Source organism: Kribbella catacumbae DSM 19601 (assembly GCF_000372465.1).
Classification (GTDB): Bacteria; Actinomycetota; Actinomycetes; order Propionibacteriales; family Kribbellaceae; genus Kribbella; species Kribbella catacumbae.
Genome location: NZ_AQUZ01000012.1, coordinates 1 through 25,775 on the forward strand (window position 1 = coordinate 1; position 25,775 = coordinate 25,775).

Annotated in this window: 26 protein-coding genes; 13 read left to right on the plus strand and 13 right to left on the minus strand. The window is 68.0% G+C overall.

The window, feature by feature from the left end; translation table 11 throughout:
* Both A3ES_RS0114485 and A3ES_RS0114490 read right to left on the minus strand, forming a co-directional pair.
* Window positions 1-863, minus strand: an 863-nt coding sequence (locus A3ES_RS0114485; protein ID WP_020387548.1) for a DUF222 domain-containing protein, incomplete at its 3' end; no start/stop codon positions are given.
* A 269-nt stretch (window positions 864-1,132) separates the two neighbouring features.
* On the minus strand, window positions 1,133-2,029 hold the full coding sequence (locus A3ES_RS0114490; RefSeq protein ID WP_020387549.1) for a diacylglycerol/lipid kinase family protein: 897 nt from the start codon (window positions 2,027-2,029) through the stop codon (window positions 1,133-1,135).
* A 39-nt stretch (window positions 2,030-2,068) separates the two neighbouring features.
* Here A3ES_RS0114490 and A3ES_RS47190 point away from each other — a divergent pair, with 39 nt between their 5' ends.
* The gene (locus tag A3ES_RS47190) at window positions 2,069-3,466 is read left to right on the plus strand and encodes a serine hydrolase domain-containing protein (RefSeq protein WP_237744957.1); all 1,398 of its coding nucleotides are present in this window, start codon (window positions 2,069-2,071) and stop codon (window positions 3,464-3,466) included.
* 45 nt (window positions 3,467-3,511) lie between these two features.
* Window positions 3,512-4,477: an NAD-dependent epimerase/dehydratase family protein gene (locus A3ES_RS0114500; protein ID WP_237744958.1), complete on the plus strand. Its 966-nt coding sequence runs from the start codon at window positions 3,512-3,514 to the stop codon at window positions 4,475-4,477.
* Window positions 4,478-4,483: 6 nt separating this feature from the next.
* Here A3ES_RS0114500 and A3ES_RS0114505 read toward each other — a convergent pair whose 3' ends face one another.
* From A3ES_RS0114505 to A3ES_RS0114515, 3 genes are read right to left on the minus strand one after another with little or no spacing between them, the layout of a single operon-like run.
* Window positions 4,484-4,984 (minus strand): DUF3830 family protein, encoded by a 501-nt coding sequence (locus A3ES_RS0114505; RefSeq protein WP_020387552.1) that lies wholly within the window; start codon window positions 4,982-4,984, stop codon window positions 4,484-4,486.
* Window positions 4,984-6,375 carry an amidase gene (locus A3ES_RS0114510; protein ID WP_020387553.1) on the minus strand — a complete coding sequence of 464 codons (1,392 nt, stop codon included), beginning with the start codon at window positions 6,373-6,375 and terminating at the stop codon, window positions 4,984-4,986. The genes A3ES_RS0114505 and A3ES_RS0114510 overlap by 1 nt, the downstream gene beginning before the upstream one ends.
* Window positions 6,372-7,355, minus strand: coding sequence for a D-2-hydroxyacid dehydrogenase (locus tag A3ES_RS0114515; RefSeq protein ID WP_051084719.1), 984 nt, complete (start codon window positions 7,353-7,355; stop codon window positions 6,372-6,374). Before A3ES_RS0114515 ends, A3ES_RS0114510 begins: the two co-directional genes overlap by 4 nt.
* 64 nt (window positions 7,356-7,419) lie before the next feature.
* Here A3ES_RS0114515 and A3ES_RS0114520 point away from each other — a divergent pair, with 64 nt between their 5' ends.
* The 4 genes from A3ES_RS0114520 (at window position 7,420) to A3ES_RS0114535 (ending at window position 11,781) form a co-directional block, all read left to right on the plus strand.
* Window positions 7,420-8,136, plus strand: a complete 717-nt coding sequence (locus A3ES_RS0114520; RefSeq protein WP_020387555.1) for a maleate cis-trans isomerase family protein — start codon at window positions 7,420-7,422, stop codon at window positions 8,134-8,136.
* 96 nt (window positions 8,137-8,232) lie between these two features.
* Window positions 8,233-9,414, plus strand: coding sequence for a M24 family metallopeptidase (locus A3ES_RS0114525; RefSeq protein ID WP_020387556.1), 1,182 nt, complete (start codon window positions 8,233-8,235; stop codon window positions 9,412-9,414).
* Window positions 9,415-9,418: 4 nt separating this feature from the next.
* Window positions 9,419-10,609 (plus strand): aminotransferase-like domain-containing protein, encoded by a 1,191-nt coding sequence (locus A3ES_RS0114530; protein WP_020387557.1) that lies wholly within the window; start codon window positions 9,419-9,421, stop codon window positions 10,607-10,609.
* Window positions 10,606-11,781: a M20 family metallopeptidase gene (locus A3ES_RS0114535; RefSeq protein ID WP_020387558.1), complete on the plus strand. Its 1,176-nt coding sequence runs from the start codon at window positions 10,606-10,608 to the stop codon at window positions 11,779-11,781. The genes A3ES_RS0114530 and A3ES_RS0114535 overlap by 4 nt, the downstream gene beginning before the upstream one ends.
* A gap of 297 nt (window positions 11,782-12,078) precedes the next feature.
* Here A3ES_RS0114535 and A3ES_RS0114540 read toward each other — a convergent pair whose 3' ends face one another.
* Together A3ES_RS0114540 and A3ES_RS0114545 are read right to left on the minus strand one after the other, a co-directional pair.
* Window positions 12,079-12,564 (minus strand): VOC family protein, encoded by a 486-nt coding sequence (locus A3ES_RS0114540; protein ID WP_020387559.1) that lies wholly within the window; start codon window positions 12,562-12,564, stop codon window positions 12,079-12,081.
* Window positions 12,565-12,631: 67 nt separating this feature from the next.
* Complete coding sequence (locus A3ES_RS0114545; protein WP_020387560.1) at window positions 12,632-15,811, minus strand: FAD-binding and (Fe-S)-binding domain-containing protein; 3,180 nt, start codon at window positions 15,809-15,811, stop codon at window positions 12,632-12,634.
* A gap of 46 nt (window positions 15,812-15,857) precedes the next feature.
* Between A3ES_RS0114545 and A3ES_RS0114550 the strand changes: the two genes are divergently transcribed.
* Window positions 15,858-16,583, plus strand: a complete 726-nt coding sequence (locus tag A3ES_RS0114550) for a maleate cis-trans isomerase family protein (protein ID WP_020387561.1) — start codon at window positions 15,858-15,860, stop codon at window positions 16,581-16,583.
* Window positions 16,580-17,224, plus strand: a complete 645-nt coding sequence (locus A3ES_RS0114555) for a GntR family transcriptional regulator (RefSeq protein ID WP_020387562.1) — start codon at window positions 16,580-16,582, stop codon at window positions 17,222-17,224. Before A3ES_RS0114550 ends, A3ES_RS0114555 begins: the two co-directional genes overlap by 4 nt.
* A gap of 81 nt (window positions 17,225-17,305) precedes the next feature.
* Here A3ES_RS0114555 and A3ES_RS0114560 read toward each other — a convergent pair whose 3' ends face one another.
* Together A3ES_RS0114560 and A3ES_RS0114565 are read right to left on the minus strand one after the other, a co-directional pair.
* Complete coding sequence (locus A3ES_RS0114560; protein ID WP_020387563.1) at window positions 17,306-17,755, minus strand: VOC family protein; 450 nt, start codon at window positions 17,753-17,755, stop codon at window positions 17,306-17,308.
* A 12-nt stretch (window positions 17,756-17,767) separates the two neighbouring features.
* Window positions 17,768-18,307 (minus strand): TetR/AcrR family transcriptional regulator, encoded by a 540-nt coding sequence (locus A3ES_RS0114565; protein ID WP_157630516.1) that lies wholly within the window; start codon window positions 18,305-18,307, stop codon window positions 17,768-17,770.
* A 493-nt stretch (window positions 18,308-18,800) separates the two neighbouring features.
* Here A3ES_RS0114565 and A3ES_RS0114570 point away from each other — a divergent pair, with 493 nt between their 5' ends.
* Together A3ES_RS0114570 and A3ES_RS0114575 are read left to right on the plus strand one after the other, a co-directional pair.
* Complete coding sequence (locus tag A3ES_RS0114570; protein ID WP_020387565.1) at window positions 18,801-19,043, plus strand: type II toxin-antitoxin system Phd/YefM family antitoxin; 243 nt, start codon at window positions 18,801-18,803, stop codon at window positions 19,041-19,043.
* Entirely contained in the window at window positions 19,040-19,300 is a 261-nt protein-coding gene (locus tag A3ES_RS0114575; RefSeq protein ID WP_020387566.1) for a Txe/YoeB family addiction module toxin, read from the plus strand. The genes A3ES_RS0114570 and A3ES_RS0114575 overlap by 4 nt, the downstream gene beginning before the upstream one ends.
* A gap of 278 nt (window positions 19,301-19,578) precedes the next feature.
* Here the strand turns inward: A3ES_RS0114575 and A3ES_RS0114580 are convergent, their stop codons facing one another.
* Window positions 19,579-21,060, minus strand: coding sequence for an NAD-dependent succinate-semialdehyde dehydrogenase (locus A3ES_RS0114580; RefSeq protein WP_020387567.1), 1,482 nt, complete (start codon window positions 21,058-21,060; stop codon window positions 19,579-19,581).
* A gap of 85 nt (window positions 21,061-21,145) precedes the next feature.
* On the opposite strand from A3ES_RS0114580, the gene A3ES_RS0114585 reads away from it, so the two are divergent.
* Window positions 21,146-22,399 carry an aspartate aminotransferase family protein gene (locus A3ES_RS0114585; RefSeq protein WP_020387568.1) on the plus strand — a complete coding sequence of 418 codons (1,254 nt, stop codon included), beginning with the start codon at window positions 21,146-21,148 and terminating at the stop codon, window positions 22,397-22,399.
* A gap of 2 nt (window positions 22,400-22,401) precedes the next feature.
* On the plus strand, window positions 22,402-22,605 hold the full coding sequence (locus A3ES_RS57055; RefSeq protein ID WP_420323145.1) for a GyrI-like domain-containing protein: 204 nt from the start codon (window positions 22,402-22,404) through the stop codon (window positions 22,603-22,605).
* Here the strand turns inward: A3ES_RS57055 and A3ES_RS0114590 are convergent.
* On the minus strand, window positions 22,595-23,971 hold the full coding sequence (locus tag A3ES_RS0114590; protein WP_020387569.1) for an MFS transporter: 1,377 nt from the start codon (window positions 23,969-23,971) through the stop codon (window positions 22,595-22,597). The two genes, A3ES_RS57055 and A3ES_RS0114590, sit on opposite strands and share 11 nt — an antisense overlap.
* Before the next feature lie 138 nt (window positions 23,972-24,109).
* Window positions 24,110-24,814, minus strand: a complete 705-nt coding sequence (locus tag A3ES_RS0114595) for a TetR/AcrR family transcriptional regulator (protein ID WP_026162871.1) — start codon at window positions 24,812-24,814, stop codon at window positions 24,110-24,112.
* A 55-nt stretch (window positions 24,815-24,869) separates the two neighbouring features.
* Here A3ES_RS0114595 and A3ES_RS52575 point away from each other — a divergent pair, with 55 nt between their 5' ends.
* Complete coding sequence (locus A3ES_RS52575) at window positions 24,870-25,232, plus strand: MFS transporter (RefSeq protein ID WP_020387571.1); 363 nt, start codon at window positions 24,870-24,872, stop codon at window positions 25,230-25,232.
* A gap of 54 nt (window positions 25,233-25,286) precedes the next feature.
* On the opposite strand, the gene A3ES_RS0114605 is transcribed toward A3ES_RS52575, so the two are convergent.
* The gene (locus tag A3ES_RS0114605) at window positions 25,287-25,664 is read right to left on the minus strand and encodes a HesB/IscA family protein (RefSeq protein WP_020387572.1); all 378 of its coding nucleotides are present in this window, start codon (window positions 25,662-25,664) and stop codon (window positions 25,287-25,289) included.
* Between the last annotated feature and the right edge of the window lie 111 nt (window positions 25,665-25,775).

The window sequence follows — 25,775 nt, forward strand, 5'->3', positions numbered from 1 at the left end:
GGGGCGTTGGTGCGGTCGGTGTCGGGGGTGCTGCTGCGGTTGGTGTCTGGGGCGGTGCCTGGGTTGCTGGTGCGTTGGTTGGGTGGGGTTAGGTGGGTGGCGAGGGTGAGGAGGAGTTCTTGGGTGAGGGTGGGGTCGNAGATGATGCCGACGGCCATGGCCATGCGTTGGCCGAGGGTGCCGGGGTGGCCCAGTTCGGCGAGGGCGTCGGCGAGTTGGCGCAGGGTGGCTTTGAAGCGGATCACGTCGCCGGTGGAGGCGCGGATGGTCAAGGTGGTGGAGCCGTGTTCGTCGACTCGGCCGGCCCAGACTCCGCGTTCTTTGGCGTTCTGTTCGGCGGTGGCGCGGGCGCCNTCGGGGTCGGCTTGCTGGATGGCGGCTTTGACGATCTTGTCGAGCTGGATTGGGGTGACGGTGTCGATGATGCGGGCGACGCGGCGGTCGACGATCGCGGCGGCCTCGACTGACAGGGCCAGGCAGGCGGTGGCGATGGTGCGGGCCTTCCAGGGCTCGCCGTGACCGGATCTGACCATGGCCAGGATCAGGGGGAGGCGGTGGCGCAGGGCCAGGGATTGGCCGATGAAGGCGGCTGCTGATCCGGCGGAGCGGCCGATCGCGGCACCGAATTCGGCGGCGGCGAACTCGGCGAAGCCGGGGCAGCCGGGGCCGCCGCAGACCCAGCCGCGTTCTCCGCCGGGGAGTGATACGTGGCCGGGGATGGTGGCGGGGTCGGGGTGGAGGTCGGCGAAGCGCAGGGACAGTTCGAGCAGGTCGAGGTCGGCGCGGGTCAGGTCGGCCTGCGCGTCGGTGGCCGCGGCGAGGGTCTCGGCCGCGTCCAGCTCATCAGCATCACGTTCGAACATGTCTTCGAATTTACGCCTCCAAGGGGCGGCAAGCAAATCGTGCGGTGGCTTGATTCGCCTTATCCACAAGGGGAAACGTCACAGTGGGCTCGGTGCAGGAAACGGATATGCAGTAGCCGCATCCGAACCGTCACCAGCGCCGTCCGCTGGGAGAGGATTGCTGGCAGCAGGTCTGCCGCGTGGGGCCTCGGCGAGTCCGGGGTTGGACGGAGTGGTCGCCGCGCTCCACCGGTGTGGTGAACCCGGACAAGCTCAGCCATCCGCAGCCGTCAGGGGACGCGGACCAGCAAGGCTGACGGATCCACCTTCGCGCTGAGCGTGGTTCCCTCGGAGATCTCGTCGCCGTCCAGCTGACGGCGTACGGTCGCTGCCGCTGTCACCTGGATGGTGCGGCCGGTGAAGCGTTCGATGTGGCGGCCTTCCTGCATCGACTTGATCACCAGGCTCAGCGCCAGCCGGGGCCAATGGCTGATCCGGCGCGGGGCGAGCACGACCACATCGATCACGCCGTCGTCCGGCCGCGCGTCGGGCAGCAGCGGGATGTTCGCCTGCAAGGTGCCGACGTTGCCGATCACCACGGTCCGCGCGCGGCGGCGTACCGGCGGGCGGTCGTCGACGGTTAGCTCGACCCGGACGAACGGGTGGTTCAGGTTCTTCAGCGCCGAGATCACGTACGCCGCCCAGCCGACGCGCTTCTTCAGCCCGTCGCGCGCGTCCGCGATGATCGCGGCGTCCAGCCCGAGCCCGGCCATCACCACGAACCGGTCGGTCTCGAGCTGGTCACCCTCGACCTGGACACTGTCGATCCGCTGCTCGTTGCCGGCCAGCAACTCGGTCAGGGCGATGTCGAGATCGAGGGAGATGCCGAGGTTGCGGGCGAGCAGGTTGCCGGTACCGGCCGGCAGTACGGCGACCGGGATGCCGGACCGGGCAAGCTCGGCGCACACCACCCGTACGGTCCCGTCGCCACCAGCCACCACGACCAGATCGACCGTCTCGTCGATCGCCCGCTTGGCCATCTCCGACCCCGCGTCGTCCTCGGTCGTCTCCAGCCACAAGGGCTCGCCGAACCCGTGTTCGGTCAGGGCGTCGGCGACCTTGCCGCGGAACTCGTCGAGGTCGGGAACCTTGATCGGATTGAGGATCACGGCAGCGCGGAGAAACACGGTGTCTTTTTGTCCGTTCGACGAGTTAGCGTGCTCGGGGTGAGCAGCCTTCCACGGAGTACCCCAGAAGCCCAGGACCTATCCGCCGCCGCGCTGGACGCTTTCGTCGCCGCACTCGACGCCTCCGAACAAGAGATCCACACGCTGATGCTGGTGCGGCACGGCCAGGTCGTGCTCGAGGAGGAGTGGGCGCCGTACCGGATCCAGGACCCGCACCTGCTGTTCTCGATCTCGAAGAGCTTGACCTCGATGGCCATCGGCCTGCTGATCGAGGACGGCAAGCTGTCGCTCGACGACAAGGTCGTGGCCTTCTTCGGCGACGACGACCTGCCGGACAAGCTCGGCGACAACCTGGCCGCGATGGAGGTCCGGCATCTGCTCACGATGACCACCGGCCATGCGAAGGACACCGTCGAGGCGCTCGGCCGGGACCGCCGGGCGATCCGGATCTTCCTCGGCCTCGAGGTGGAGCACGAGCCTGGCACAGAGTTCGTCTACAACACCGGCGCGACCTACATGCTGTCGGCGATCCTGCAGCGGATCACCGGCGAAACGCTGCTCGACTACCTGCGGCCGCGGCTGTTCGAGCCGCTCGGCGCCGATGAGGCGACTTGGCCGCTGTCGAAGGAAGGCGTCACTGTCGGCGGCTGGGGGCTGAGCATCAGTACGGAGTCGCTGGCGAAGTTCAGCAAGCTCCTGCTGCAGCGCGGTGAGTGGGACGGCAAGCAACTCGTGCCGGCCGCTTGGATCGACGAGGCGACGAAGAAGCAGGTGCCGAACGACAGCGAGGACAACCTCGACTGGAAGCAGGGTTACGGCTTCCAGTTCTGGCGCGGGCGGCACAACTCGTACCGGGGCGACGGTGCCTTCGGCCAGTTCTGCCTGGTCTTCCCCGACCACGACGCGACTCTCGTCGTCACCAGTGCCACGCCGGACATGCAAGCCGTCCTGGAAGTCGTCTGGGAGCACCTTCTCCCTGCCCTGCAAGGCGAATCAGGCAGCGGTACGCCGCGCCCGCCGAAGCTGGAGTTGCTGCCACTCACGGGTCCCGGGCCGCGGGGGAACGGACGGACGTACGAGTTCGAGCCCAACCACACCGGCATCACCGCGATCAAGCTGGCCGAGGACGGCGTGGTCACCCTGACCATGGTGGCCGGCGCAGAAGCGGAGTACCTGGGTGCCACGGCAGGAGCGACGATGGACATCGTCTGTACGCCCGGAGACTGGCACGAGCTCGCCGACGTCCTGCAGGATCCGCCGCAGCGGTTGGCGACCAGTGCGTACGGTGACGGCGACACCATCGTGGCGACGATCCGCTACCTCGAGACCCCGTTTGTCGTCACGCTGCGCTGCCGGCCTGAGGGTGACGGTCTCACCGTCGACATCGTTTTCAACGTCTCCTTCGGCCCGCTGCGGTCGACGCTGACATCGAAGTGACGCAGGTCACTGTCACGAATGCCGCCGGTCGAGGTGTCCCCCGGGATGAAGAACGAGACCACGGAGGATGACATGAAGGTATTGGTGGCAGGCGCGACCGGCGGGCTGGGACGTTCGCTGGTGCCGAAGCTGATCGCGGCCGGGCACGAGGTGACCGGGATGATCCGGTCCGAGTCGGGCGCGGCCGGAGTCCGGGCGCAGGGTGCCGGTGTGGTGTTCGCGGACGGACTGAACGCCGACGCGGTGAAGGCGGCCGTGGTCTCGGTGCAGCCCGAGGTGGTCGTGCACCAGATGACGGCGCTGAAGGCCGGGATCAACTTCAAGAAGTTCGACGAGAGCTTCGCGGTGACCAACCGGCTGCGCACCGAGGGCACGCAGAACCTGCTGGCCGCCTCGCACGCGGCCGGCGTACGGCGGATCGTCGCGCAGAGCTATGCCGGCTGGAACCTGCAGCAGGGTGGCTCGGCGACCAAGACCGAGGACGACCCGCTGATCGAGAACCCGATCCCGGCGAGTCGCGAGACGCTGAGCGCCATCCAAAAGCTCGAAGCAGACGTCACCGGCGACAAGACGATCGAAGGCCTCGTACTGCGGTATGCGAGCTTCTACGGCCCGACCGGCTCCATCGGCAAGGGCGGTGAGATGGTCGGGCTGGTCCAGAAGCGCAGGCTCCCCCTGGTCGGCGACGGAGCCGGTATCTGGTCGTTCATCCACTACGACGACGCGGCCGACGCGACGGTCCGGGCCATCACGACGGGCGACCCCGGGATCTACCAGATCGCCGACGACGACCCGGCCTCGGTTGCGGTCTGGCTCCCCGAGTTCGCCCGCATCCTCGGCGCGAAACCCCCTCGCCACCTCCCCGCCTGGCTGGCGAAGCTGGCCATCGGCGAGCTGGGTGTCTCAGCCTTTACCCAACAGCGCGGCGCTGACAACGCCAAGGCGAAGGACACCTTCAGCTGGCAGCCCGGGTACGCGAGCTGGCGCCAGGGTTTCCGGCACGGACTGTAGGTCAGCTCAGTCCCGGCGGGCGAACGTGAGGGTTTCGTCGCGGGCGCCGCCCATCCAGACGTCCTGGCAGGCGGCAGCCATCGCGTCGAAGCCCTCCACGATCGTGCCGAAGACATTGCCGGGGACCCAGCCCTGGTCGCCGTTGATGAGCAGGTTGTTGCGGCCGTAGAAGAGAGCGAGGTCGACGATGGCGCCCGTCGTACCGGTGCCGGTGGCGTTCTCGTAGCCGTACGCCGGGTTGCCCAGGTCGTCGGAGTCGAAGGAGAACCAGCACAGGTCGCCCGGGATCGGCGTGATGGTGGTGTTTTCCTTGCCGGGGGCAACAGACGCGAAAGCCGGCAACAGGGTGTAGATCTCGTTACGCGCGTACTTGCCGTGGAAGACCGGCGCCGACAGCGGCAACGCGTCCCAGACCGCCGCACAGGTTCTTGGCGCTTCGTCGTCGAGCAGCCGGGCGACGCAGCTGACGCCGCGCTTGTCGAGAGTGACGGTGACAAACCTGCTCATTAGACCTCCAGGGTCGGAGTATGAAGATGCCAGTCGGTCACGGATTGGTAGGCCTGGCCGACCCGCAGGACAAGCGCGTCTGCATGCCGAGCGCCGACTACCTGTAGCCCAACCGGCAGACCGGCCGAGGTCAGGCCGCACGGCACACTCAACGCCGGCTGCTGCGTGAGATTGAACGGGTACGTGTACGGCGTCCAGCTCGTCCACTCCGGCGACGGCCAGCCGTCCGGAACGTCCTGCCCGACCGGGAAGGCAGTCAGCGGCAATGTGGGCGTCACCAGTACGTCGTAGCGACGGTGGAACTCCCCCATCAACCGCCCCAGCTCCATCCGGACCGCGGTCGCGTCGAGATAGTCCGAGGCCGTGTACGCCGACCCGGCGGCCGCAGTACGCCGAAGCCCTGGATCAACCCGATCGTCGACAGCATCGCCATAAGCCGCGAGCACCTTGGCCGCACCCGAGAACCACAGCACGTTGAACGCCTCCAGCGGATCACTGAAGCCGGGATCCACCTCGGTCACCTCAGCGCCCGCGTCGGCCAACCTCTCGACAGCGGCGCGCACCAACGCATCCACTTCCCCGTCGTTGGAGACAAACCCCAGATCGGGCGAGTAGGCGATCCGCAGGCCCGCGACCCCATCGTCCAGCCCTTCGAGGAAGGATCGCGCAGGCGTCGGCATCGCCGACCAGTCGCGCGCGTCGAAACCGCTGATCACATCGAGCAGCGCCGCGTTGTCCCGCACGGTCCGCGTCATCGGTCCAGCGTGCGACAACGTCCCGAACGCACTCGCCGGGAACAGCGGAATCAGCCCGTACGTCGGCTTGAGCGCGACCGTCCCGGTGAAGGCCGCCGGGATCCGGACCGACCCGCCACCGTCGGTGCCGACAGACCACGCCCCCATCCCCAGGCCGACCGCCGTCGCCGAACCACCACTCGATCCACCCGACGTCTTCGACGCATCCCACGGATTGCCGGTGGCGCCGAACTTCGACGAGTCGGTGACGCCCTTCCACGAGTACTCCGGCGTCGTCGTCTTCCCGAGGATCACCGCCCCCGTCTCCCGCAGCCGCGCCACTGCCGGAGCGTCTTCCTCCCACGGCTGCGACTCGTCGATCAAGGTGCTGCCCCGCAAGGTCGGCCAGCCCCGCGTCCACAGCGCATCCTTGATCGAGGTCGGTACGCCGTCGCCAGGGCCCAGTGGCTCCCCTGTATGCCATCGGGCCTCCGACTCCTTCGCGGCGGCGAGCGCCCCTTCGGCATCCACCAGCACGAAGGCGTTCACCTTCTCGTCGTACCGCTCGATCGCGTCCAGCGCGGCCTGCGTCGCCTCGACCGGTGAGATCGCGCCGGTGCGGTAGCCCTCGACGAGTTCGACTGCCTGCGTGGTCATGCGTCTCCCCGGGGGACGTAGCCGAGCTTCTTGTCAACGACGTTCAGCAATGGCTCGCCCGTCAGCCAGAGCTGCACGTTGGTGGCGAACTGCCGAGCCAGCGTGTCGCGCCAGCCGACCACGTCGCCCGACATGTGCGCGGTGACCGTCACGCCCGGCGCGGTCCAGAGCGGATGGTCCGTCGGCAGTGGCTCGGTGGCGAAGACGTCCAGTGTGGCCGCGCCGATTCGTCTGTGCAGCAAGGCATCCAGCAATGCTGGCTCATCGACGATGGGGCCGCGGGCAACATTCACCAGGTGTGCATCCGACTTCATTGCCGACAGCACCCGTTCGTCCACCAGGCCACGCGTTGCCTCGGTCAACGGAGCGGCCAGCACGAGGTGATCCGCCCAGCCCACCTCCGACGCCAAATCCTTGCTAGCGGCAACAGCTCCGAAGTCCGGATCGTCCTCGCTGGCCACTCGACCGATACCACGCACCTCGAGTCCCGCGGCCCGGAGCAGGCGGGCGATCTCCCGCCCGATTCCCCCAGTGCCGACGACCAGGGCGGTGGCGCCGAGGATGCTGCGCGTCTCGCGATGCCGCCACTCGTGCTGACGCTGCAGGTCGAAGCTCACCTGCGAGTCCTTGGCGTGGGCGAGCACCGCACCGAGCACGTACTCAGCGATCGGCCGGTCGAACACCCCGCGGGCATTCGTGACGACCACATCGGAGTCACGAAGCTCATCGAAGAGCAGCGTGTCAACGCCGGCCGCCGTCACGTGGATCCACTCCAGCGATCCGGCTCGCGACCACACGTCCCGGACTGCCGTGGAGAAGAAGTCCCACAGCAGCAGCGCGCGGGCCCCGTCGACCGCGTCGGCCAGCCCGGTGGCATCGCAGTACCGGAACTCGACGTCCAGCCCGTCCAGTCCCGGCGGCCGATCGGTGGAACGCTCGCAGAGCACAGCGACCACTGGGCGTTCTCGGGGTTCCGGCACGTGTCGAGGCTAGGAACCGCTCAGTAGGATTGTCAACAATCAGGCCGAACCGCACACTGATCGCATGGCCAGTCCTCCGCTGCTGCAGACCGGTATCGGCATCGTCGCGCCCTACGACTTCGCCCTCGATCGCGAGCTGTGGCGCTGGACGCCCGACGACGTCAGCCTCTACCTCACCCGGATGCCCTACGTGCCGCTCGCGGCGACGATCGAGATGGCCATGCACATCTCGGAGCCTCCGCTGGTCGCCCGCAGCGCGATCGACGTGCTGGCCGTCTCTCCCTTGGTCACCGCCTACGCCTGTACGTCGGGCAGCTTCATCGGCGGACTCATCGGCGAGGCGGCTCTGGTCGCCGCGATGGAGGACGCCGGCGCGCCCGCGGCCGTGACGACCAGCGGGGCGCTGCTGATCGCACTCCGGGAACTCGGCATCACCCGGATCGCGGCCATAACGCCGTACACGGAGGATCTGACCAAAGGGCTCAGCTCCTTCCTCGGCGAGGCCGGCGTCGACGTAGTGGCGACGGCTGGGCTCGGGCTGACCTCGGAGATCTGGACGGTGCCGTACGAGACGACCGCCGACCTGGTCCGCGCCACCGACTCCCCCGACGCCGAGGCGGTCTTCATCAGCTGCACCAATCTGCCGACGTACGACCTGATCGCCCCGCTCGAGCAGGAACTCGGCAAACCGGTGCTGACCGCGAACCAGGTGACGATGTGGGCCGCGCTGACGATCGCGGGCCGGCCGACGGTGGGTCCAGGGCAACGGCTGCCGGCCTGAGCGGCCCCATCGCGGCTTTCGCTTGTGCTCGGTGGGTGGTGACGCTTACGCTCGCGGCATTGTCGACAATCTGCAATGGCTTGTGATGGAGGCGCCTTGTCCGACGTACTGGTGCAGGCAGTCGAACCGGACGAGTACGCCGGCCGGTTGCGCCGGGTCCAGTCGTCGATGGCCGATCGCGGGCTCGGCGCCCTCGTGGTCACCGACCCGGCGAACCTCTTCTATCTGACCGGGTACGACGCCTGGTCGTTCTACATGCCGCAGTGCCTCGTCGTACCGGCCGATGGCGAGCCGCAGTTCTTCGCGCGGGCCATGGATGCGGCCGGCGCCCAGTTCACCAGCAATCTGCCCGCCGAGCAGATCCACGGCTATCCCGAAGACCTCGTGCACCGCCCCGACGCGCATCCCTTCGACTGGATCGCCGCGCAGGCCCGCCCGCTTATTCCCAGCGATGCCGACGTCGGGTTCGAGGGCGACTCGCACTTCTTCTCCGCGCGCTCCTACCTGGCGCTCGCCGCCGGTTTACCAACCAACCGGTTGGTCAACGCCGAGCTGGTCAACTGGGTCCGGCTGGTCAAGTCGCCGTACGAGCTCGGCCAGCTGAGGATCGCCGGGCGGATCGCCGAGCAGACGATGCGGACCGCGCTCGACCAGCTCTGCCCGGGCCGGCGGCAATGCGATGTGGTCGCGGAGATCCTCGCGGCTCAGGCGATCGGTACGCCCGAGCACGGCGGCACTTACCCGGCCGTCGTACCGATGTTGCCCAGCGGTGACGCGGCCGGGACCCCGCATCTCACCTGGAGCGACCGGCCGTTCCAGTCCGGCGAAGCGACCACGATCGAACTGGCCGGTGTCTTCGGCCGATATCACGCACCGCTGGCCCGCACCGTGATGCTCGGCGAACCACCCCGCCGCTTGGCCGAGACGGCAAAGATAGTTGCCGAGGGCATGCAAGCCACGCTGGCCGCGATCCGACCGGGCGTCAGCGGTCATGCGGTCCACGCGGCCTTCAACGCTGTGATCACGGCGTACGGGCTGACCAAGGAATCGCGCATCGGGTATTCGATCGGCATCGGCTACCCACCCGACTGGGGCGAGCGCACGGTCAGCCTGCGGCCGGGCGAGCAGACCGAGCTGGCCGCCGGGATGGCCTTCCACGTGATCCTCGGGATGTGGATGGACGGCTGGGGTTACGAGCTGTCCGAGTCCGTGGTGGTCACCCCGACGGGCGCCGAACGCCTGACCGGACTGCCCCAGGAACTGACGATCAGGAGGTAACAGGATGCAGCTCCCGTACGCCGAACGCGCGGCCGGCCTGGTCGGCTCGGTGATCGACTCGAGCACCTCGCTGCTGCACAAGCAGACGCACGACATCGTCCGGTTCGCGATGGGCAGCCCCGCCGCCGAGGCCGTACCGGCCGCGATCCTGGCCGGCATCGCGGCGGTGGAACTCGGCCGGCCGGATGCCTACGACTACGCCGCGACCGAGGGTGATCCGCCGCTGCACGCCGCGCTGCTGGAGATGTTGCGGGGGACCAGTGACGAGACGACGGCCGACCGGCTGACGATTACGGCGGGCGGAATGCAGGGGCTCGACCTGTTCTGCAAGATCTTCGTGGACCCCGGCGATCTGGTCGTGGTCGAGTCGCCGACGTACACGAACGGCAGCGCGACCGCCCTCTCGTACGGCGCTCAGTTGCTGGAGGTTCCGGTCGACGCCGACGGGCTCGACACCGATGCGCTCGAAGAGCTGGTCGCCGCGACGGGCCGGACGCCGAAGGCGATCTACACGATCCCGACCTTCCAGAATCCTTCCGGTGCGACCTTGTCGCTGGCGCGGCGGCATCGGCTGCTCGAGCTGGCCAGGTCGTGGGGATCGATGGTGATCGACGACGATCCCTACGGGTTGCTTCGCTTCGCCGGCGATCCGCTGCCGACGCTGCGTGAGCTGGGTGCCGGCGATCCGTTGGTGTTTGCCGTCCGCACCTTTTCGAAGATCGTTGCCCCCGGCCTCCGGGTCGGCTGGGTCGACACCGCCCCGGAACTGCAGCCGTTGCTTATCAACGCCAAGCAGGCGATGGACACCTGCACGAATCTCCCGGCCCAGCGATTGCTGACGGGCTTCCTCACCGGGGGGCATCTGGAGGACCACCTGGTCGTGCAGCGGGCGGAGTACCGGCGGCGTAAGGAGGCGATGCATGCTGCGCTCGCAGAACACTTCGGGGACATCGCTCGCTGGACCGATCCCGAGGGCGGGTTCTTCCTTTGGATGACGCTGGAGAACGGGGTGAACACGGCGGACCTGTTCGAGGTGGCGCTGGCCGAGGGAGTTGCCTTCATCCCAGGGTCGGCCTTCTCGCCGTCCGGGCGCTTCACCGACGCGCTACGGCTGTGCTTCGCGTCGACCGCGCCGGACCGGATCCACGAAGGAATCGCCCGGCTGCGTCTGGCAGTTGCAAAACTGGGCTCATGATCACTGCCGCCGAACAAGCCGTCCTCGATCGCGTCGACGAAGAACTCCTCGTCCGGATCACCCAGAAATTGCTGCAGGCAACCGGCCAGAACCCGCCGGGTGAGGAAGCCGCTACGGTTGCCGCGTTGAGTGCCGCTGCGACGGACCTCGACCTGGACGTCGTCGCCACCTGGGTCGAGCCAGGCCGGGACAACGTCAGCATCACCCTTGCCGGCGGCAACGGACCGGGACTGCTCCTGCTCGGCCACACCGACGTCGTACCGATCGGTGACGGGTGGACGAAAGATCCGTTCGGCGGCGAACTCGTCGACGGCCGCATCTACGGACGTGGCGCTTCGGACATGAAAGGCGGACTCGCCGCCGGACTGGCCGCCCTGGCCGCCTTGCGTGGCGTCGAGCTGAGCGGCCCGGTCGAACTGGCCGCCTTGATGGACGAGGAGGAAACCGGCAAAGGCATCCGCGCGTACGTCGAAACGGCGGACAGCTCTTGGCTCGGCTGCATCACCGCCGAGCCGACGGATCTCCAGACCATCATCGGCGCGCGAGGCGACTCGTACCTCCGGGTCGCTGTGCACGGAAAGGCTTGCCACGCAGGCAACCCGGCCGATGGCGCGAACGCGATCTACGGCGCCGCCGCGGTAGTCGCCGAGATCGAGCGCCTTAACGCCGAGCTCGCCGCTGCCCCGCACCCGTTGCTGGGGGCGGCGACCTGGAGTGTCGGCCAGATCCAGGGCGGTACCGGCGGCTCGATCGTCCCGGCCGAGTGCGTCCTCGTCGCCGATCGTCGGCTGCTCCCGGGCGAGTCACCCGAAGGCGTGCTCGACGACCTCCGCGCTCGGGTCGCCGCGCTGAGGCTGGAGGATCGCGGACTCTCCGTCGAGCTGGAGATGCCGATGGAGATGCCCGCCTTCCTGACCTCCGCCGACACCGACCTGGTGACCGTGACCGATGCGGCCCTGACCGATGCGGGTGGACCGGGTCTCCCGTTGGGTGGCTGGACAGCGGCGTGCGACGGCGGCTTCGTCGCGCGCGACCTCGGCGTACCGGTGGTGGTGCTTGGTCCTGGCTCGGTGACGAACCAAGCTCACCGGGCCGACGAGTCGGTCGGCGTCAATGAACTGGTGATCGCCGCGAAGGCTTACGCACTGACCGCGTTGCGTCTGCTGGGATAGCGGCAAAGGCGACCAATCGGTGTGCTTCGCCCCTCCCCGCGGGCATCACCCACTGGTAGACCACTGGGCGAACCCCACACCGAGGGGCGAACCCCTCCGGAGCACGGCTAACCCCACTCAGCCCACGCACCGCAGACCTAGGCCCATGGAAAGAGGGGGCGAATGAACAGGTGGTGGGGGAGGGCGAGCGGTCGCGGACCGCCAGCACTACCGAACCCGGCCCTACGCCTCAACACGCCGAGGGAAACCGTTTGCTCGCGAGGTTCGGTAGTGCTGGCCGTCCGCCCACCCCGGCGCCTAGCGGGTGGTGCCGAAGAAGTCGGCGCCTTGGACGTACTCCATCGCCTTGGTGAACTCGGGGTCGGTCCAACGCTCCGCCAGCTCCTCCTCCGTCAGGTCCTCGATCCTGGTCATGATCCAGAAGAGGTTGCCGAACGGGTCTCGGACGCGGCCGATCAGGTCACCGAAGGCGAGATGGGTCACCTCGGTGACCGAAGTGCCGCCCGCCTCGACCGCCTGACGGTGCACGGCGCGCGCGTCCTCGACGTACAGGCGCAGGAAGGCCGGCGTCGGCGGCCAGTCGGGGCGGGCGTCGAACATCATCACCTTCGCGTCGCCGATCTGCATCTCGGCGTGGCCGATGACGCCGTTCTCGTCCGTTACGCGGAAGAGTTCCTCGGCACCGAAAGCGCGGGTCAGGTAGTCCATCAGCGCGTCCGTGTCCTTCGAGATCATCCACGGCGTGATGGTCGTGTAGCCCTCGGGGATCGCCTTGACGGTCATGTCGTTCCTCCTGCGTCGTGGTCTGATGACTCAGACGCTACGCGGAGTACCGGCCAGGTTTTGTCCTCTACTTCTTGGATTGGAGGGCAGCGGCCAAGACCTGGGCCAGGTGGAGTGGGTGACGCGAGGTGCCGTGGGTGATCTGGGTCCGGCAACTGAAGCCGTCGGCGAGGATTGCGGTCTCCGGGTCTGCCTCGCGGACGGCAGGCAGGAGAACGCGCTCTCCGACAGCCTTGGAGACCTCGTAGTGGTCCTGCTCGAAGCCGAAGTTGCCGGCCAGGCCGCAGCAGCCTGCGTCGGGGACGACGGCCTTGATGCCGGCGGCTGCCATCAGCGCCTTGTCGGCGTCGAAGCCGAGCACGGCGTGCTGGTGACAATGCGGTTGGACCAGCGCCTCTCCCCCGACCTGCGGCGGTTCCCAGCCTTGCTGGGTGAGGAATTCGGCCAGCGTGTACGTCGATGCTGCCGCGGCCGCGGCGAGGTGGTTGCCCGCCAAGAGGTCAGTGGCGTCCTGCCGTAGAGCGGCAGTGCAACTCGGCTCGAGTCCGACGATCGGCGTACCGGCTGCTAGAGCTGGGGCGAGTACGTTGAGAGAGCGCTCTACGACGCGCTTGGCGATGCCCAGTTGCCCGGTCGAGATCCAGGTGAGGCCGCAGCAGACGGGCTTGTCCGGGAGCACGACCTCGAACCCGGCCGCCTCCAGGACCTCGACCGCGGCCTTGCCGATCTCCGGCGCCAGGAAGTTCGTCAGCGTGTCCGGCCACAGCAGAACCTTGCCTCGTTCCGCACTGGTTCTCTCGCGGGCGTGGAACCACGCCTCGAAGCTCTGCGCGGCGAACTCGGGGATCTCACGCTCGGTCGCGATCCCACCGAGCCGCTTCACCAGCTTGCCCTTGGCAACGGCGTTGACGAGCTTGGGAGCCTTCGACGCCAGCCGCGACCACAGCGGCAGCCACCCCATCGACCAGTGCGACAACGGCCGCGCCCACGGGCGCCGCGCATAGTGGTGATGGGTGAACTCGGCCTTGTACGTCGCCATGTCCACGTTCACCGGACAGTCGGACAGACATCCCTTGCAGGACAGGCAGAGATCGAGCGCATCCCGCACTTCGGTCGAGCGCCAGCCCTCGGTGACGAGATCGCCTTCGAGCATCTCCCAGAGCAGATGGGCACGACCTCGGGTCGAGTGCAGTTCCTCGCGCGTCACCTGGTAGCTCGGGCACATCACGCCACCCGAGCTCTGCCGGCACTTGCCGATCCCGACGCACCGCCGCTGCGCCTGCGCGAAACTGTCCTCGTCGTTGCCATAGGCAAACACCGTCAGCAGCTCACGATCCTTGGCCGGACCGCTGTGCCTGATCTGCTCGTCCAGCGGCGGCGGGTCGACGATCATCCCCGGGTTCATCACCCGGGCCGGATCCCAGAGGTCCTTCAGCTCACCGAACAGCCGCACGCCATCGGCGCCGTACATGCGAGTCAGCAGTTCGGAGCGCGCGCGACCGTCGCCATGCTCACCGGAGACCGACCCGCCCAGCTCCACGACCAGGTCGGTGGCTTGCTCGACGAAAGCCCGGTACGTCGTGAGGCCGCTCGGGCTGAGCAGGTCGAAGTCGATCCGCATGTGCATGCAACCTTCACCGAAGTGGCCGTACGACGCTCCGGACAGTCCATGCCTGGCCAGGACCTCGTCGAGCCCGCGAAGGTAGGCGCCGAGTCGCTCGGGCGGGACGGCGGCGTCCTCCCAGCCACCCCAGGCTTCGGCGCCGTCGGCTCGACGGCTCGCGAGCCCGGCGGCGTCGGTACGGCAGCGCCAGAGGACGGCTTGAGCGCCGGGGTCGGTGACGAGCGAGGCGGTTGCCGGTGAACCCGAGTCGCGCAGTTCCTCGAGCATCTTCTCCGCTGCTGTCGCGGCGGACTGCTTATCGGGGCCGCCCATCTCCACCAGCAACCACGCACGTCCGGCGGGCAGTCCCGCTTGTACTGCCGCATTCCGCACCTCAGCTGGAAGCCGCTCCACCAGGTCGACGTTGATCGACTCCATCGTCAACGGACCATGCCGCAACACCACCGGCACACAATCCGCCGACGTCACCGAGTCCCCAAACCCCAACACACACAAAACCTTTGCCTTGGGCAACTTCGTCAGCGCAACGGTCGCCTGCAGAGTCGCCGCAAACCCACCCTCACTCCCACACAACAACCCCGCCACGTTGTACCCACGCTCAGGCAACAACTGCTGCAACGCATACCCAGAAATCTGCCTCCCGAACAACCCAAACCGCCGCCCGATCACCAGCTCATTCCGATCAACAAACCCTTGCAACCCCCGATACAACTCGCCCTCCCTTCCGGGGCGCGCAGCGTAGTACTCCCGCCTAGCAGCAGCCGCCGACAGCACGGCGATACCCACGCCAGCGGAGTCCCCGCCACGAGCGGCTCCGCCGGCATGCGCGCCACCACCCGCAGCCCAAGCACCTCCTGCCGCCGCCGCGCGCGCAGCATGTGCATCGCCGCCTGCAGCCCAAGCGGTTCCGGCGGCGGCTGCCGCCGCGCGCGCTGCGTGGGCGTCGCCGCCTGCGGCGCGCACGGCGTTGGCTGCAGCTGCGGCTGCAATCTCCGCAGCGCTCGCTTTCCCTCCCGCCCCCGCCCCCGCCGCTGCCGCCGCGCTAGCGGCGGGCGCGTCTACTGTCAGGTGGGTGCCGTCGGGGAGGATTACGTTGAGGGCCAGTACGTTGTCGGCGGTGGTGCCCCAGGCGACTGAGTGGGCGCCGCAGGCGTTGTTGGCGATCATGCCGCCGAGGGTGGCTCGGCTGGCTGAGGATGGGTCGGCGCCGAACGCCAGGCCGTGCGGCTTGGCGGCAGCTAGCAAGTCGGTCAGGACGACGCCGGGCTCGACGACCGCAGTACGGGCGTCCGGGTCGACGGACAGGATCCTGTTGACGTGCCGAGAGGCGTCAATGACCACCCCGCCGATCGCGTTGCCGGCCATCGACGTACCGCCGCCGCGCAGTACAACCGGCGCACCAGCCGCCGCAGTCAGGGCGACCGCAGCGGCCAGATCCTCCTGGTCCGCGGGCACCACCACGAGGTCCGGCACCGCGCGATAGTTGGAGCCGTCCGCCGCGTACAGCGCCCGGCTCCGCGCGTCGGCTCCGACCGTGCCGCGCAGCTGAGCACGCAACTCGGCCGCCAGCCGCGCCACGTCGTACCGGATCTGTCGCTCGCCGCTCTGGCCTGGGGTTAGCATTGTCGACAATCTACCCATTCGCGGTGAGGTTGAGCCAGGAGGATCGATGGTCACGGTGGGGCTGCTCTACCCGGGTCACAGCGCCGAGGACGACTACCCCGCGCTCGAGGCGCGGCTCGACGGCGAGATCCGGCTGCCGGTGGTGATCACCTCGGTCGGCGAGGACGCCCACCGGGTCGACGCCCTGCTCGACCTCGGCCGGGCGGAACGGCTCGCCGACGGCGCCTCCGAACTCGCCGCCGCCAAGCCCGACGCGGTGATGTGGGCGTGCACCTCCGGGAGTTTCGTGTTCGGCCCCGAAGGCGCCCGCAACCAGGCCTCGGGCGTCGCGGCAGCGCTCGGCGTACCGGCGTCGTCCACCTCGCTCGCCTTCGTCGACGCACTGAAAGCTCTGGGCATACGCCGGGTCGCGGTCGCGGCGTCGTACCCCGAGGACGTGGCGGTGCACTTCGTCCGGTTCCTCACCGCCGGCGGCGCCGACGTGGTGGCGATGGGCAGCCACGGGATCATCACCGCCGCCGAGGTCGGCACCCTGGCCAAGGACGAGGTGATCGCGATGGTCCGCGCCGCCGACCACCCCGACGCCGAGGCCGTGCTGGTGCCCGACACCGCGATGCACACGCTCGCGATCATCGACGACCTCGAGGCCGCGGTCGGCAAGCCCGTCCTCACCGCCAACCAGGTCACCGTCTGGAAAGGCCTGCAGCTGCTCGGCCCGGTCCCGGTTCTCGCCGGGCTCGGTTCACTTTTCGCAACCGGAGTAGGCAAGTGACGAACTACATCGAGCCGCTGGCCCAGGAGTCGACGCCGAGCATCATCGCCGACAAACTGCGCAAGGCCATCGGCCACGGGGAACTCAAGCCCGGCATGCAACTCGGCGAGGCCGACCTGGCCCGCAAGCTCGGCGTCAGCCGCGGTCCGCTGCGGGAAGGAATGCAGCGGCTGACCCAGGAAGGCCTGCTGATCGCGATCCGCAACCGCGGCCTGTTCGTGGTCGACATGACCCCCGACGACGTCCGCGACATGTACCTCGCCCGCGAGGCGATCGAGCGCGCGGCGGCCCGCAAGATCCTGGCCGGCGACCACGCGCCCGCGGGCGACGCCCTGCTCACGGTGGTCGCCCAGATGGCCAAGGCGACCGGCCCCGCCGAGGTGAGCGAGGCCGACATCGCCTTCCACGAACGCCTGGTGGAACTGGCCGCCAGCCCCCGCCTGTCCCGCATGCACCAGACGGTCATCACCGAAACCCGGATGTGCATCCACGCCCTGGAGGAGACCTACTCCGCTTCCGAAGTACGGGTCGAAGAGCACCGGGCCCTCGCCGAAGCGATCAAGTCCGGCGATCCAACCCTGGTCGACCAGCTCCTCACCGCCCACATGGACGACGCCATCGCCCGCCTGACCACGCGCTGACTGTCCCGACCGACAGGACATAGTCGCGCCCGCGTCGGAGGCTCACGCTCAGCGGCGGCCCGGAGTACGGGCGAAACCGCACTATGTCCTGTCGGTCGGGACGGGGTTCGGCGCGAAGAGTTCCAGTTGGATGTTGTCCTGGTCGCGGAAGACGAGGACCGAGGCGTACGGCTCGTCGGCGATGGGTGACTGAGTCAACGGCTTGTCGGCCTCGTCCGCGCGTACTACGCCGTGGGCCTCGAGGTGGTCCTGCCACTGCTCGAGGTCGGCGCGACTGCCGACGGTGAAGCCGGCGTGATCGAGTCCGGTCGTCGTCTCGGCGCTGAGCCGCCCGTCGTTGGTGTCATGCCGGTGCAGGGCGATCATCAGCCGATGATCCGCGTCAGCGAGGATCCGGCCGACGCCGCCCTTGTGCGGGATGTCCATCACCGGATGGACGTCGAAGACCTCCCCGTACCACGTGACGCTGGCCTCCAGATCGGTCACGGTGAGCGCCAGGTGGTGGAGCGTGGGCTGGGTGACTGTGGACATGATGTGCCCCCTTCAGGGACTGGTTTCCCCGCTCGCGTAGCGAGCGAGGAACATCTGCGTCACGTCGTCGACGAGCCGGGTCCACCGGTCGCCACCAGGCTCGTTGGAGACCTGCTGATCGACCAGACCGGTCGTGATGGCGGTCCAGATGTCGAGGTGCCGCTGATCGTGCACGCCGTTGCGTGCGAGGAGCTCGCGGGTAACCTCCAAGGCACCCACGGCGAGCTCATAGGACTCCGGCGACGGCGTGAAGCCGGGCACGGACCGCTGGAAGAGCAACTGGTAGCGCGGTACGTCATCGACACAGAACCGCACGAAGGCCTCAGCCTCGGTCAGCAGGTCCTTGCCCGGATCGTCCGTCACCGGCAACCCGGCCTTCAGGTCCACAAAGGCTTGCGCGGCCTCGGCGAACATGGCATCGAAGATCGCGTTCTTCGACTCGAAGTACGCATAGACGGTCGGCGTCGTGATCCCAGCCCGGCGAGCAAGCTCCCGCAGCGACAACGCCGCCAGCCCATCCTCCCGAACCAACCCCCACGCAGCCGCCAGCACCGAAGCCCGAGCCCCCTCCCGCCGAGCTTCCCGCCACCCCCCAGCGCCCTTCTTTAACATAGTCAGTATTATTTGCACGCTGTACAAATCTTGTCAATAGATCAGTCCCCCCACCCGTACTCATCTCGCGGGCCGGCGTCTTGAGCCCACCCGAACCACTGAGCCTGCTGCGCGCCCGACCAAGCAACTCGCGACACCTGGTCCGGCGAAGGTGTTGCCCCACCCGTGCTCGCGTCCCGCGCCAACGCGTCGAGCCCACCCGAGCCCCTGGCGACATACCGCTACCCGTGCCTGACCCGCAGCGGAAGGTATGGCTGGTGAGTTGCGCCGCGGCAAATCCCGGGGCCACGCGGTTAGGACAAACGTGCTGGCCACGGTCATCAGTGGTTGCCGGGGCCTGTGGGCGCGCCGCCACCCCAGCTCGGGCGGTGAACCTCCTCCCATCTAGTGGTACCATTTTTGGTACCACCACGCGGCAAGGGGAGCGAACTCCATGGCGATCAATGCATCCACAGCACGGCGGGATCTGTTCCCGCTGATTGAGCAAGTCAACGACGACCACACACCGATTGAAATCACGTCGAAGGCAGGCAGTGCGGTGCTCGTATCGCTGGCCGACTACACCGCCTTGGAGGAGACGGCGTACCTTCTGCGGTCGCCCGCGAACGCGCGGCGGCTACTGGAAAGCCTGAACCAGGCCAAGGCGGGCGAACGAGACGAACACCCGCTGTCGTGAGGCTCGTATTCACCCCCAATGCGTGGGAGGACTACACCTACTGGCAAACCACCGACCGAGCACAGGTCAAGCGGATCAACCGCCTGATCGAAGACGCTCTGCGGGACCCACAGAAGGGCATCGGGAAACCCGAACCGTTGAAGCACGTGCTTCAGGGTGCGTGGTCCCGGCGGATCGACCAGGAGCACCGGCTTGTGTACCTGGTCGACGGTGACGACCTGGTCGTGCTCCAGGCCCGATTCCACTACGGGAAGTAGACCCAACCACCGCAGTACGGCGGCCCCCGATCCCTCGAAGAACGGGGGCCGCTGGCCACCCGTGCGACGCATGTTCGAATCCTGCCAGGGGCAGCTCAAAATAGGTCCGGGCGAGCTCAACGGCCGACACGGACCACGAGCACTGGTGGGCAACACGTCCGCCCGTGCGGCGCGACGCGAATTGGCTATCGCATGCGCGTTACACCGGCAGAGGTTCGGGTGGGCTCAACGCGCCGGCCCGGAACACGAGCACGGGTGGGGGGACACGTCTGCGCGGATCAGTTGCTTCCGAGGGCGATGCCGATGTACTTCGTTTCGAGAAACTCGTCGATGCCTACGGTGCCGCCTTCGCGGCCCAGGCCGGATTGTTTTACGCCGCCGAAGGGGGCGGCGGTATTGGAGACGATGCCCTGATTTAGGCCTACCATGCCGGTTTCGATGGACTCGGCGACGCGGAGGGCGCGGCGTAGGTCGTTGGTGTAGACGTAGGCGACCAGGCCGTACTCCGTGTCGTTGGCGGCGGCAACCACTTCGGACTCGGTACGGAACGGGGTCAACGGAGCGACCGGGCCGAAGATTTCCTGGTCGGCCATCTTTGCGTCGCGGGGGACGCCGGTGAGGACCGTCGGTGGGTAGAAGTAGCCGTTGCCCGCGGCAACCTCTCCCCCGGTGAGCACGGTGGCGCCGCGAGTCACCGCGTCGGCGACCAAGGACTGCACCTTCGACAGGCCGGCCTCGTCGATCAGTGGGCCGACCTGTACGCCGGCGCGGGTGCCGCGGCCGACCGTGAGGGCGGACATCTTCGAAGCCAGCCGGTCGCCGAACTCGCCGATCACGGACTCGTGCACGAAGAGCCGGTTGGCCGCCGTACAGGCTTCGCCCATGTTGCGCATCTTCGCGGCGATCGCGCCGTCGACGGCCTCGTCGAGGTTCGCGTCCTCGAAGACGATGAAGGGGGCGTTGCCGCCGAGCTCGAGCGAAGTACGCAGTACCTTCTCGGCGCACTGCTCCAGCAGCACCTTGCCGACGCGGGTCGAGCCGGTGAAGGACAGTTTGCGCGCCAGGCCTGAGCGGATCAGCGGCTCCATCACGCCGCCCGCGTCCATCGCCGTGACGCAGTTGACCACGCCGTCCGGTACGCCGGCCTCGGCCAGGATCTCCATCAGGGCGAGCATCGACAGAGGTGTCTGGTGGGCGGGCTTGATCACACTCGTACACCCGGCCGCCAGCGCGGGACCGAGCTTGCGGGTCCCCATCGCCATCGGGAAGTTCCAGGGCGTGATCAGCAGGCACGGCCCGACCGGCTGGCGGGTGATCAGGAAGCGCGCGTTCCCGGCGGGAGCGGTCTGGTAGCCGCCGTCGATCCGGACCGCCTCGGCCGCGAAGTGCCGGAAGAACTCAGCCGCATAAGCGATCTCACCCCGAGCCTCGGCCAGCGGTTTGCCCATCTCCAGCGTCATCAGGAGCGCCAGGTCGTCGACCCGCTCGTGCAGCAGTTCGAAAGCGCCCATCAGTACGTCGGCACGCTGCCGCGGCGCGGTCGCCGCCCAACCGGCCTGCGCGGAGACGGCCGCGTCGAGCGCGGCTCTGCCATCCGCGGGCGTGGCGTCCGCCACCGAGCACAACGCCTCCCCGGTCGAAGGGTCCACGACCTCGAACGTCCCGCCGCCCGTCGCCTCGACCCACTGGCCGCCGACGAACAGCCGCTTCTGGACGGCGGCCACCACCTTCGCCTCCGCCGACTTGTCGACCTCGGTCATCGCGTCCTCCAGCCCGTTGACAGTCCACTCACCTGAGATACGCTGATTGTCGACAATCTACCAGCATCGAGGCAAGGGGTGGCCCGTGGCCGAGCTCTCGCAGATCCTGAAGCAGGCGACCGGAGTGGTCGCCGCCCGTGGTGAAGGGGTGCTGCTGTTCGACGAGCAGGATCGCCGCTACCTCGACTTCACGGCGGGCATCGGCGTGACCAGTACCGGGCACTGTCACCCGCGAGTGGTCGAGGCGGCGCAACGCCAGGTCGGCACGCTCATCCACGCGCAGTACACGACAGTCATGCACCGACCGCTCCTGACGCTGGTGGACCGGCTCGGCGAGGTCCTCCCCCAAGGGCTCGACCGGATGTTCTTCGCGAACTCCGGCAGCGAGGCGATCGAGGCGGCACTCCGCCTCAGCCGGCAGGCGACCGGTCGGCCGAACGTGATCGTCTTCCACGGCGGGTTCCACGGGCGGACCGTGGCCGCGGGCTCGATGACGACGTCCGGGACCAAGTTCCGCTCCGGCTTCAGCCCGCTGATGGCCGGCGTCTACGTCTCGCCGTTCCCGGACCCCGGGCACTTCGGCTGGCCGGTCGAGCAGGCGACCGACTTCGCTCTCGCCCAGCTCGACTACGTGCTCCAGACCCTCAGCGCTCCGGCCGACACCGCAGCCTTCTTCGTCGAGCCCGTGCTCGGCGAGGGTGGTTACGTCCCCGCCAACGAGCGCTTCCTCGCCGGACTGCGAGAGCGAGCCGACGCCCACGGGGTCCTGCTCGTGGTGGACGAAGTGCAGACCGGCTTCGGGCGGACCGGCAAGTTCTGGGGCGGCGACCACTTCAACGCCCGGCCCGACATCCTCGTCACCGCGAAGGGACTCGCCTCGGGCTTCCCGCTCTCGGGGATCGCCGCGTCGTCGGCCCTGATGGAGAAGGCCTGGCCGGGTTCGCAGGGCGGCACGTACGGCGCCAACGCAGTTGCTTGCGCGGCCGCGATTGCAACGCTCGACGTGATCCAGGACGAGCACCTGGTGGAGAACTCCGCGGAGCGTGGCGACCAACTGAAGCAGGCGCTTCAACTGGTCGCCAACAAGCACGAGCAGATCACCGACGTACGCGGCCTGGGGCTGATGATCGGCAACGAGTTCCGCGACGCCGACGGCAAGCCGGATCCCGTCACCGCCGCCGCGGCACAGCAGGAGGCCGCCCGGCGCGGACTCCTCCTGCTCACCTGCGGCGCCTGGGGTCAGGTCGTCCGCTTCATCCCTGCCCTGGTGGTGAACTCCGACGAGATCGACGAGGCCGCCGGCCTCTGGTCGGACGCGGTCGCAGCCGTCACGGGTTGAGCTTGCTGGATCTGCCGGCCACGCGGGCCGCGACCCTTGTCCACCGCGGACGGATCGACGAAGTACTGCCCGCCTGGCAGGCCTTGGCCCGCTGGGTCGACGACAACGGTCATCGCTCCAGCGGGCCGGCTCGCGAGCTCTATCTGGACTGCCCAGACGATCCAGCTGCGTGGGTCACTGAGCTACAGGAACCCCTTAAGTCTTAGCGGGTTCGAGGGCGACCGGGGGAAGAGCGTCGGCCGTGCCCGGCATAGCGGTGCCGTTCAGCGGGCAGCGGGTGGTCTCCGGCATCTTGAGCAATGCGATCGCGCCGATCACGCAGGCGGCCATCATGTAGAAGGCAGGAATCAGGGCGTTCCCGGTTCTCGCCGCCAGCCAGTCGTTGACCGCGGGCGCAGTACCACCGAAGAGCGAGGTCGAGACGTTGTACGCGATCGCGAATCCGGCGTACCGGACGTGGGTGGGGAACATCGCTGGGAACGTGGCCGAGATCGTCGCCAACTGCGGGACGTAGAGCAGACCCAGTACCGCGAAGCCCACCACGGCGCCGAGCATGTTCGAGCCCATCAGCATGAACATCGGCGTACCGGCGACGAACAGCCCGACCAGGGAGAACCACCACAACGGCTTGCGCCCGATCCGGTCGGACAAGCTCCCGGCGAATGGCAGGAAGATCATCATCGTCAGCATCCCGATGATCGGCACGATCAGTGACTCGTCCGACGACAGCCCGATCTCCTTCTCCAGATACGTGGGCATATAGGTCAGCAGCGTGTAGTTCACCACGTTCAGCGCGACGACCAGGCCACCGAGGCGAAGGATCGGCTGCCAGTAGCCGAGCAGCAGATCCTTGAACTGGGTCGTGGTCTGCTCCTCCTTCTCGCCCTTGGCCTCCAACTCCCGGAACACCGGAGTGTCCTCGAGCCGCGAGCGCAGGTACATCCCGACCAGACCGAGCGGCGCCGCCACCAGGAACGGCAGTCGCCAGCCCCAGGAGTGCATCGCTTCGTCACCGAGCAGCAGGGAGAAGCCGAGCATCAGCAGGGCGCCGAGCGAGAAGCCGGCCAGCGTGCCGAACTCGAGGAAGCTGCCGAGGAATCCGCGTTTGCGGCTGGGCGCGTACTCCGCCATGAAGGTCGCGGCGCCGCCGTACTCGCCGCCGGTCGAGAAGCCCTGGACCATCCGGAGCAGGACGAGCAGGATCGGTGCCCACAGCCCGATCGTGTCGTAGCTCGGCACCAGTCCGACGCACAGGGTCGCGCCAGACATCATCAGGATCGTCAGGGCGAGGACGTACTTGCGGCCGAGCCGGTCGCCCAGTGGGCCCCAGACCAGACCGCCCAGCGGCCGGATCAGGAACGACACCGCGAACGTCATCAGCGCGAGCAGCGTCTGTTCCTCGGTGTCGCCGGGGAAGATGGCGGCGGAGATGTAGGTCACGCCGTAGGCGTAGATGCCGTAGTCGAACCACTCAGTGGCATTGCCGATGGCGGACGCGCCTATCGCCCGTTTCAGCACCCCCGGGGGCGGATCGGTCTCGACCGTCGGGGGTTGCGGTTGTTCGGAGCCCACGGGTCCTCCTCGATGTCCAACGACCGGTCAACCCGGGAGTGCCCACCTCACGACTGCGGCACACCTCGATCGACAGTTCGTAGTTTTGTTGACAATCCGAAGATTAACCATGTGCATTCGTGAACGGCAAGCGATGACTCACCTTTCGGCGAGACTCGCCAATCCGGCCACGATCACCTGGATGCCGAACTCGAATCGCTCATCCCCCAGCGAGCCCGACGTGAGCGCCGTGGCGAGGGCGATGGTGATCGGAAACTTTTCCGGCGGCAGCCCCTCGAAGAACCCGCGCAACTGGGTGACGAAACCCTCGATGTCCTCGGTGGTCCAGGCCCAGGCGCCCTGGACGCTCTCCTCGAACGCCGTCGCGGTGACGTAGAGCGGGATCAGGTCGACTGCCCAGGCGGCAGCCTGGTCCGGGACCCCGCCGGCTTTGAGGATCGCGAGCATCTTCTCGGTGCTCTCCAGCGCCCGCTCACCGAGCGGTATCTGACCGATCGCCGCCCGCGCCACGCCCGGATAGGAGCGCATCACCTTGAGCATCGAGCGCATCGAGTCCTTGAGCTGCTCCTGCCAGTGCTCGGGATCGGGCTCCGGGAACTCCATCTCCTGCGCGGCGCGATCGACCAGCAACTGGTCGAGCTCCTTCTTGTTCGCCACGTGCGCATACAACGAGGCCGGGCCGGTGTTCAGCGCCTGAGCGACCTTCCGCATCGAGACGGCCTCGTAGCCCTGCTCGACGAGTAGCGCCATCGCCGCGTCGACGATCCGCTCCCGGGTGAGCGGCTCACGGACCGGACGGGCCGGCTTCTCGGGGCTGATCGGCTGCCACGGCGACTGGTTCATGGGTCCACTGTAGCGAACGGCGTACTTGACGAGAACGGCGTTCGTCTGTAGAACAGTGTTCGTCAACGAACACCGTTCCATTCGAAAGGGCGCCAGCGATGAGCACCTCAACCACCACCAGCGCGGAACAGGCCGGCAGCGCACCGGCGTACAGATGGTGTTCGCCCCGCTGTTCGACATCATCCTGGCCTCGATCGACGACCAGGCGGCGGGCTCGGCGTCCGGCGTACTGACCGCGATGCAGCAGTTCGGCGGCGCGATCGGCGTTGCGGTGATCGGCACGATCTTCTTCCAACTGCTGCCGACGCAGCAGTTCCTGGGCGCGACCAAGTCAGCGACGCTGGTGGCGGTCGGCTTGTTCGTCGTCAGCCTGCTGGTCACCTTCGCCCTGCCGCAGCGGGCCCGCGCAGAGCACTGAACGCACTTCAAAGCCCCGCTCACCGATGAGGGTGAGCGGGGCTTCGGAGGTGGATCAGTTGAACGAGTCGCCGCAGGCGCAGGAGCCGGTCGCGTTCGGGTTGTCGATCGTGAAGCCCTGCTTCTCGATCGTGTCCACGAAGTCGATCGACGCACCCTTGAGGTACGGCGCGCTCATCCGGTCGGTGACCACGCTGACGCCACCGAAGTCGGTCACCACGTCACCGTCGAGCTGACGCTCGTCGAAGAACAGCTGGTACCGCAGGCCGGAGCACCCGCCTGGCTGCACCGCGACCCGCAGGGCGAGGTCATCGCGACCTTCCTGGTCCAGCAGCGCCTTCACCTTGGCGGCGGCGCCATCGGTCAGCAGGAGGCCGCTGGCCGTCGTGGTGCCCTCCGCAGTCTGCACTGCCTCGGTCTGCGCTTCAGTCATTCCTGACTCCAGTCATCTGATGAGCGCCCGGCCGCCTTGGGCATGCGGCCACGCGCGGAAAGTCCGCTGTCATTCGGGCCAACATCCGCCGGTCCCGAACCATTCCCATGG

Coding starts and splice junctions, on each gene's coding strand:
- A3ES_RS0114580 (WP_020387567.1), bottom strand. CDS start 21,060: ATGACCGAGGTCGACAAGTCGGCGGAGGCGAAGGTGGTGGCCGCCGTC.
- A3ES_RS0114550 (WP_020387561.1), top strand. CDS start 15,858: ATGGTCACGGTGGGGCTGCTCTACCCGGGTCACAGCGCCGAGGACGAC.
- A3ES_RS0114545 (WP_020387560.1), bottom strand. CDS start 15,811: ATGCTAACCCCAGGCCAGAGCGGCGAGCGACAGATCCGGTACGACGTG.
- A3ES_RS0114505 (WP_020387552.1), bottom strand. CDS start 4,984: ATGAGCAGGTTTGTCACCGTCACTCTCGACAAGCGCGGCGTCAGCTGC.
- A3ES_RS0114605 (WP_020387572.1), bottom strand. CDS start 25,664: ATGACTGAAGCGCAGACCGAGGCAGTGCAGACTGCGGAGGGCACCACG.
- A3ES_RS0114500 (WP_237744958.1), top strand. CDS start 3,512: ATGAAGAACGAGACCACGGAGGATGACATGAAGGTATTGGTGGCAGGC.
- A3ES_RS0114570 (WP_020387565.1), top strand. CDS start 18,801: ATGGCGATCAATGCATCCACAGCACGGCGGGATCTGTTCCCGCTGATT.
- A3ES_RS0114520 (WP_020387555.1), top strand. CDS start 7,420: ATGGCCAGTCCTCCGCTGCTGCAGACCGGTATCGGCATCGTCGCGCCC.
- A3ES_RS0114530 (WP_020387557.1), top strand. CDS start 9,419: ATGCAGCTCCCGTACGCCGAACGCGCGGCCGGCCTGGTCGGCTCGGTG.
- A3ES_RS0114595 (WP_026162871.1), bottom strand. CDS start 24,814: ATGAACCAGTCGCCGTGGCAGCCGATCAGCCCCGAGAAGCCGGCCCGT.
- A3ES_RS0114510 (WP_020387553.1), bottom strand. CDS start 6,375: ATGACCACGCAGGCAGTCGAACTCGTCGAGGGCTACCGCACCGGCGCG.
- A3ES_RS0114535 (WP_020387558.1), top strand. CDS start 10,606: ATGATCACTGCCGCCGAACAAGCCGTCCTCGATCGCGTCGACGAAGAA.
- A3ES_RS0114560 (WP_020387563.1), bottom strand. CDS start 17,755: ATGTCCACAGTCACCCAGCCCACGCTCCACCACCTGGCGCTCACCGTG.
- A3ES_RS0114540 (WP_020387559.1), bottom strand. CDS start 12,564: ATGACCGTCAAGGCGATCCCCGAGGGCTACACGACCATCACGCCGTGG.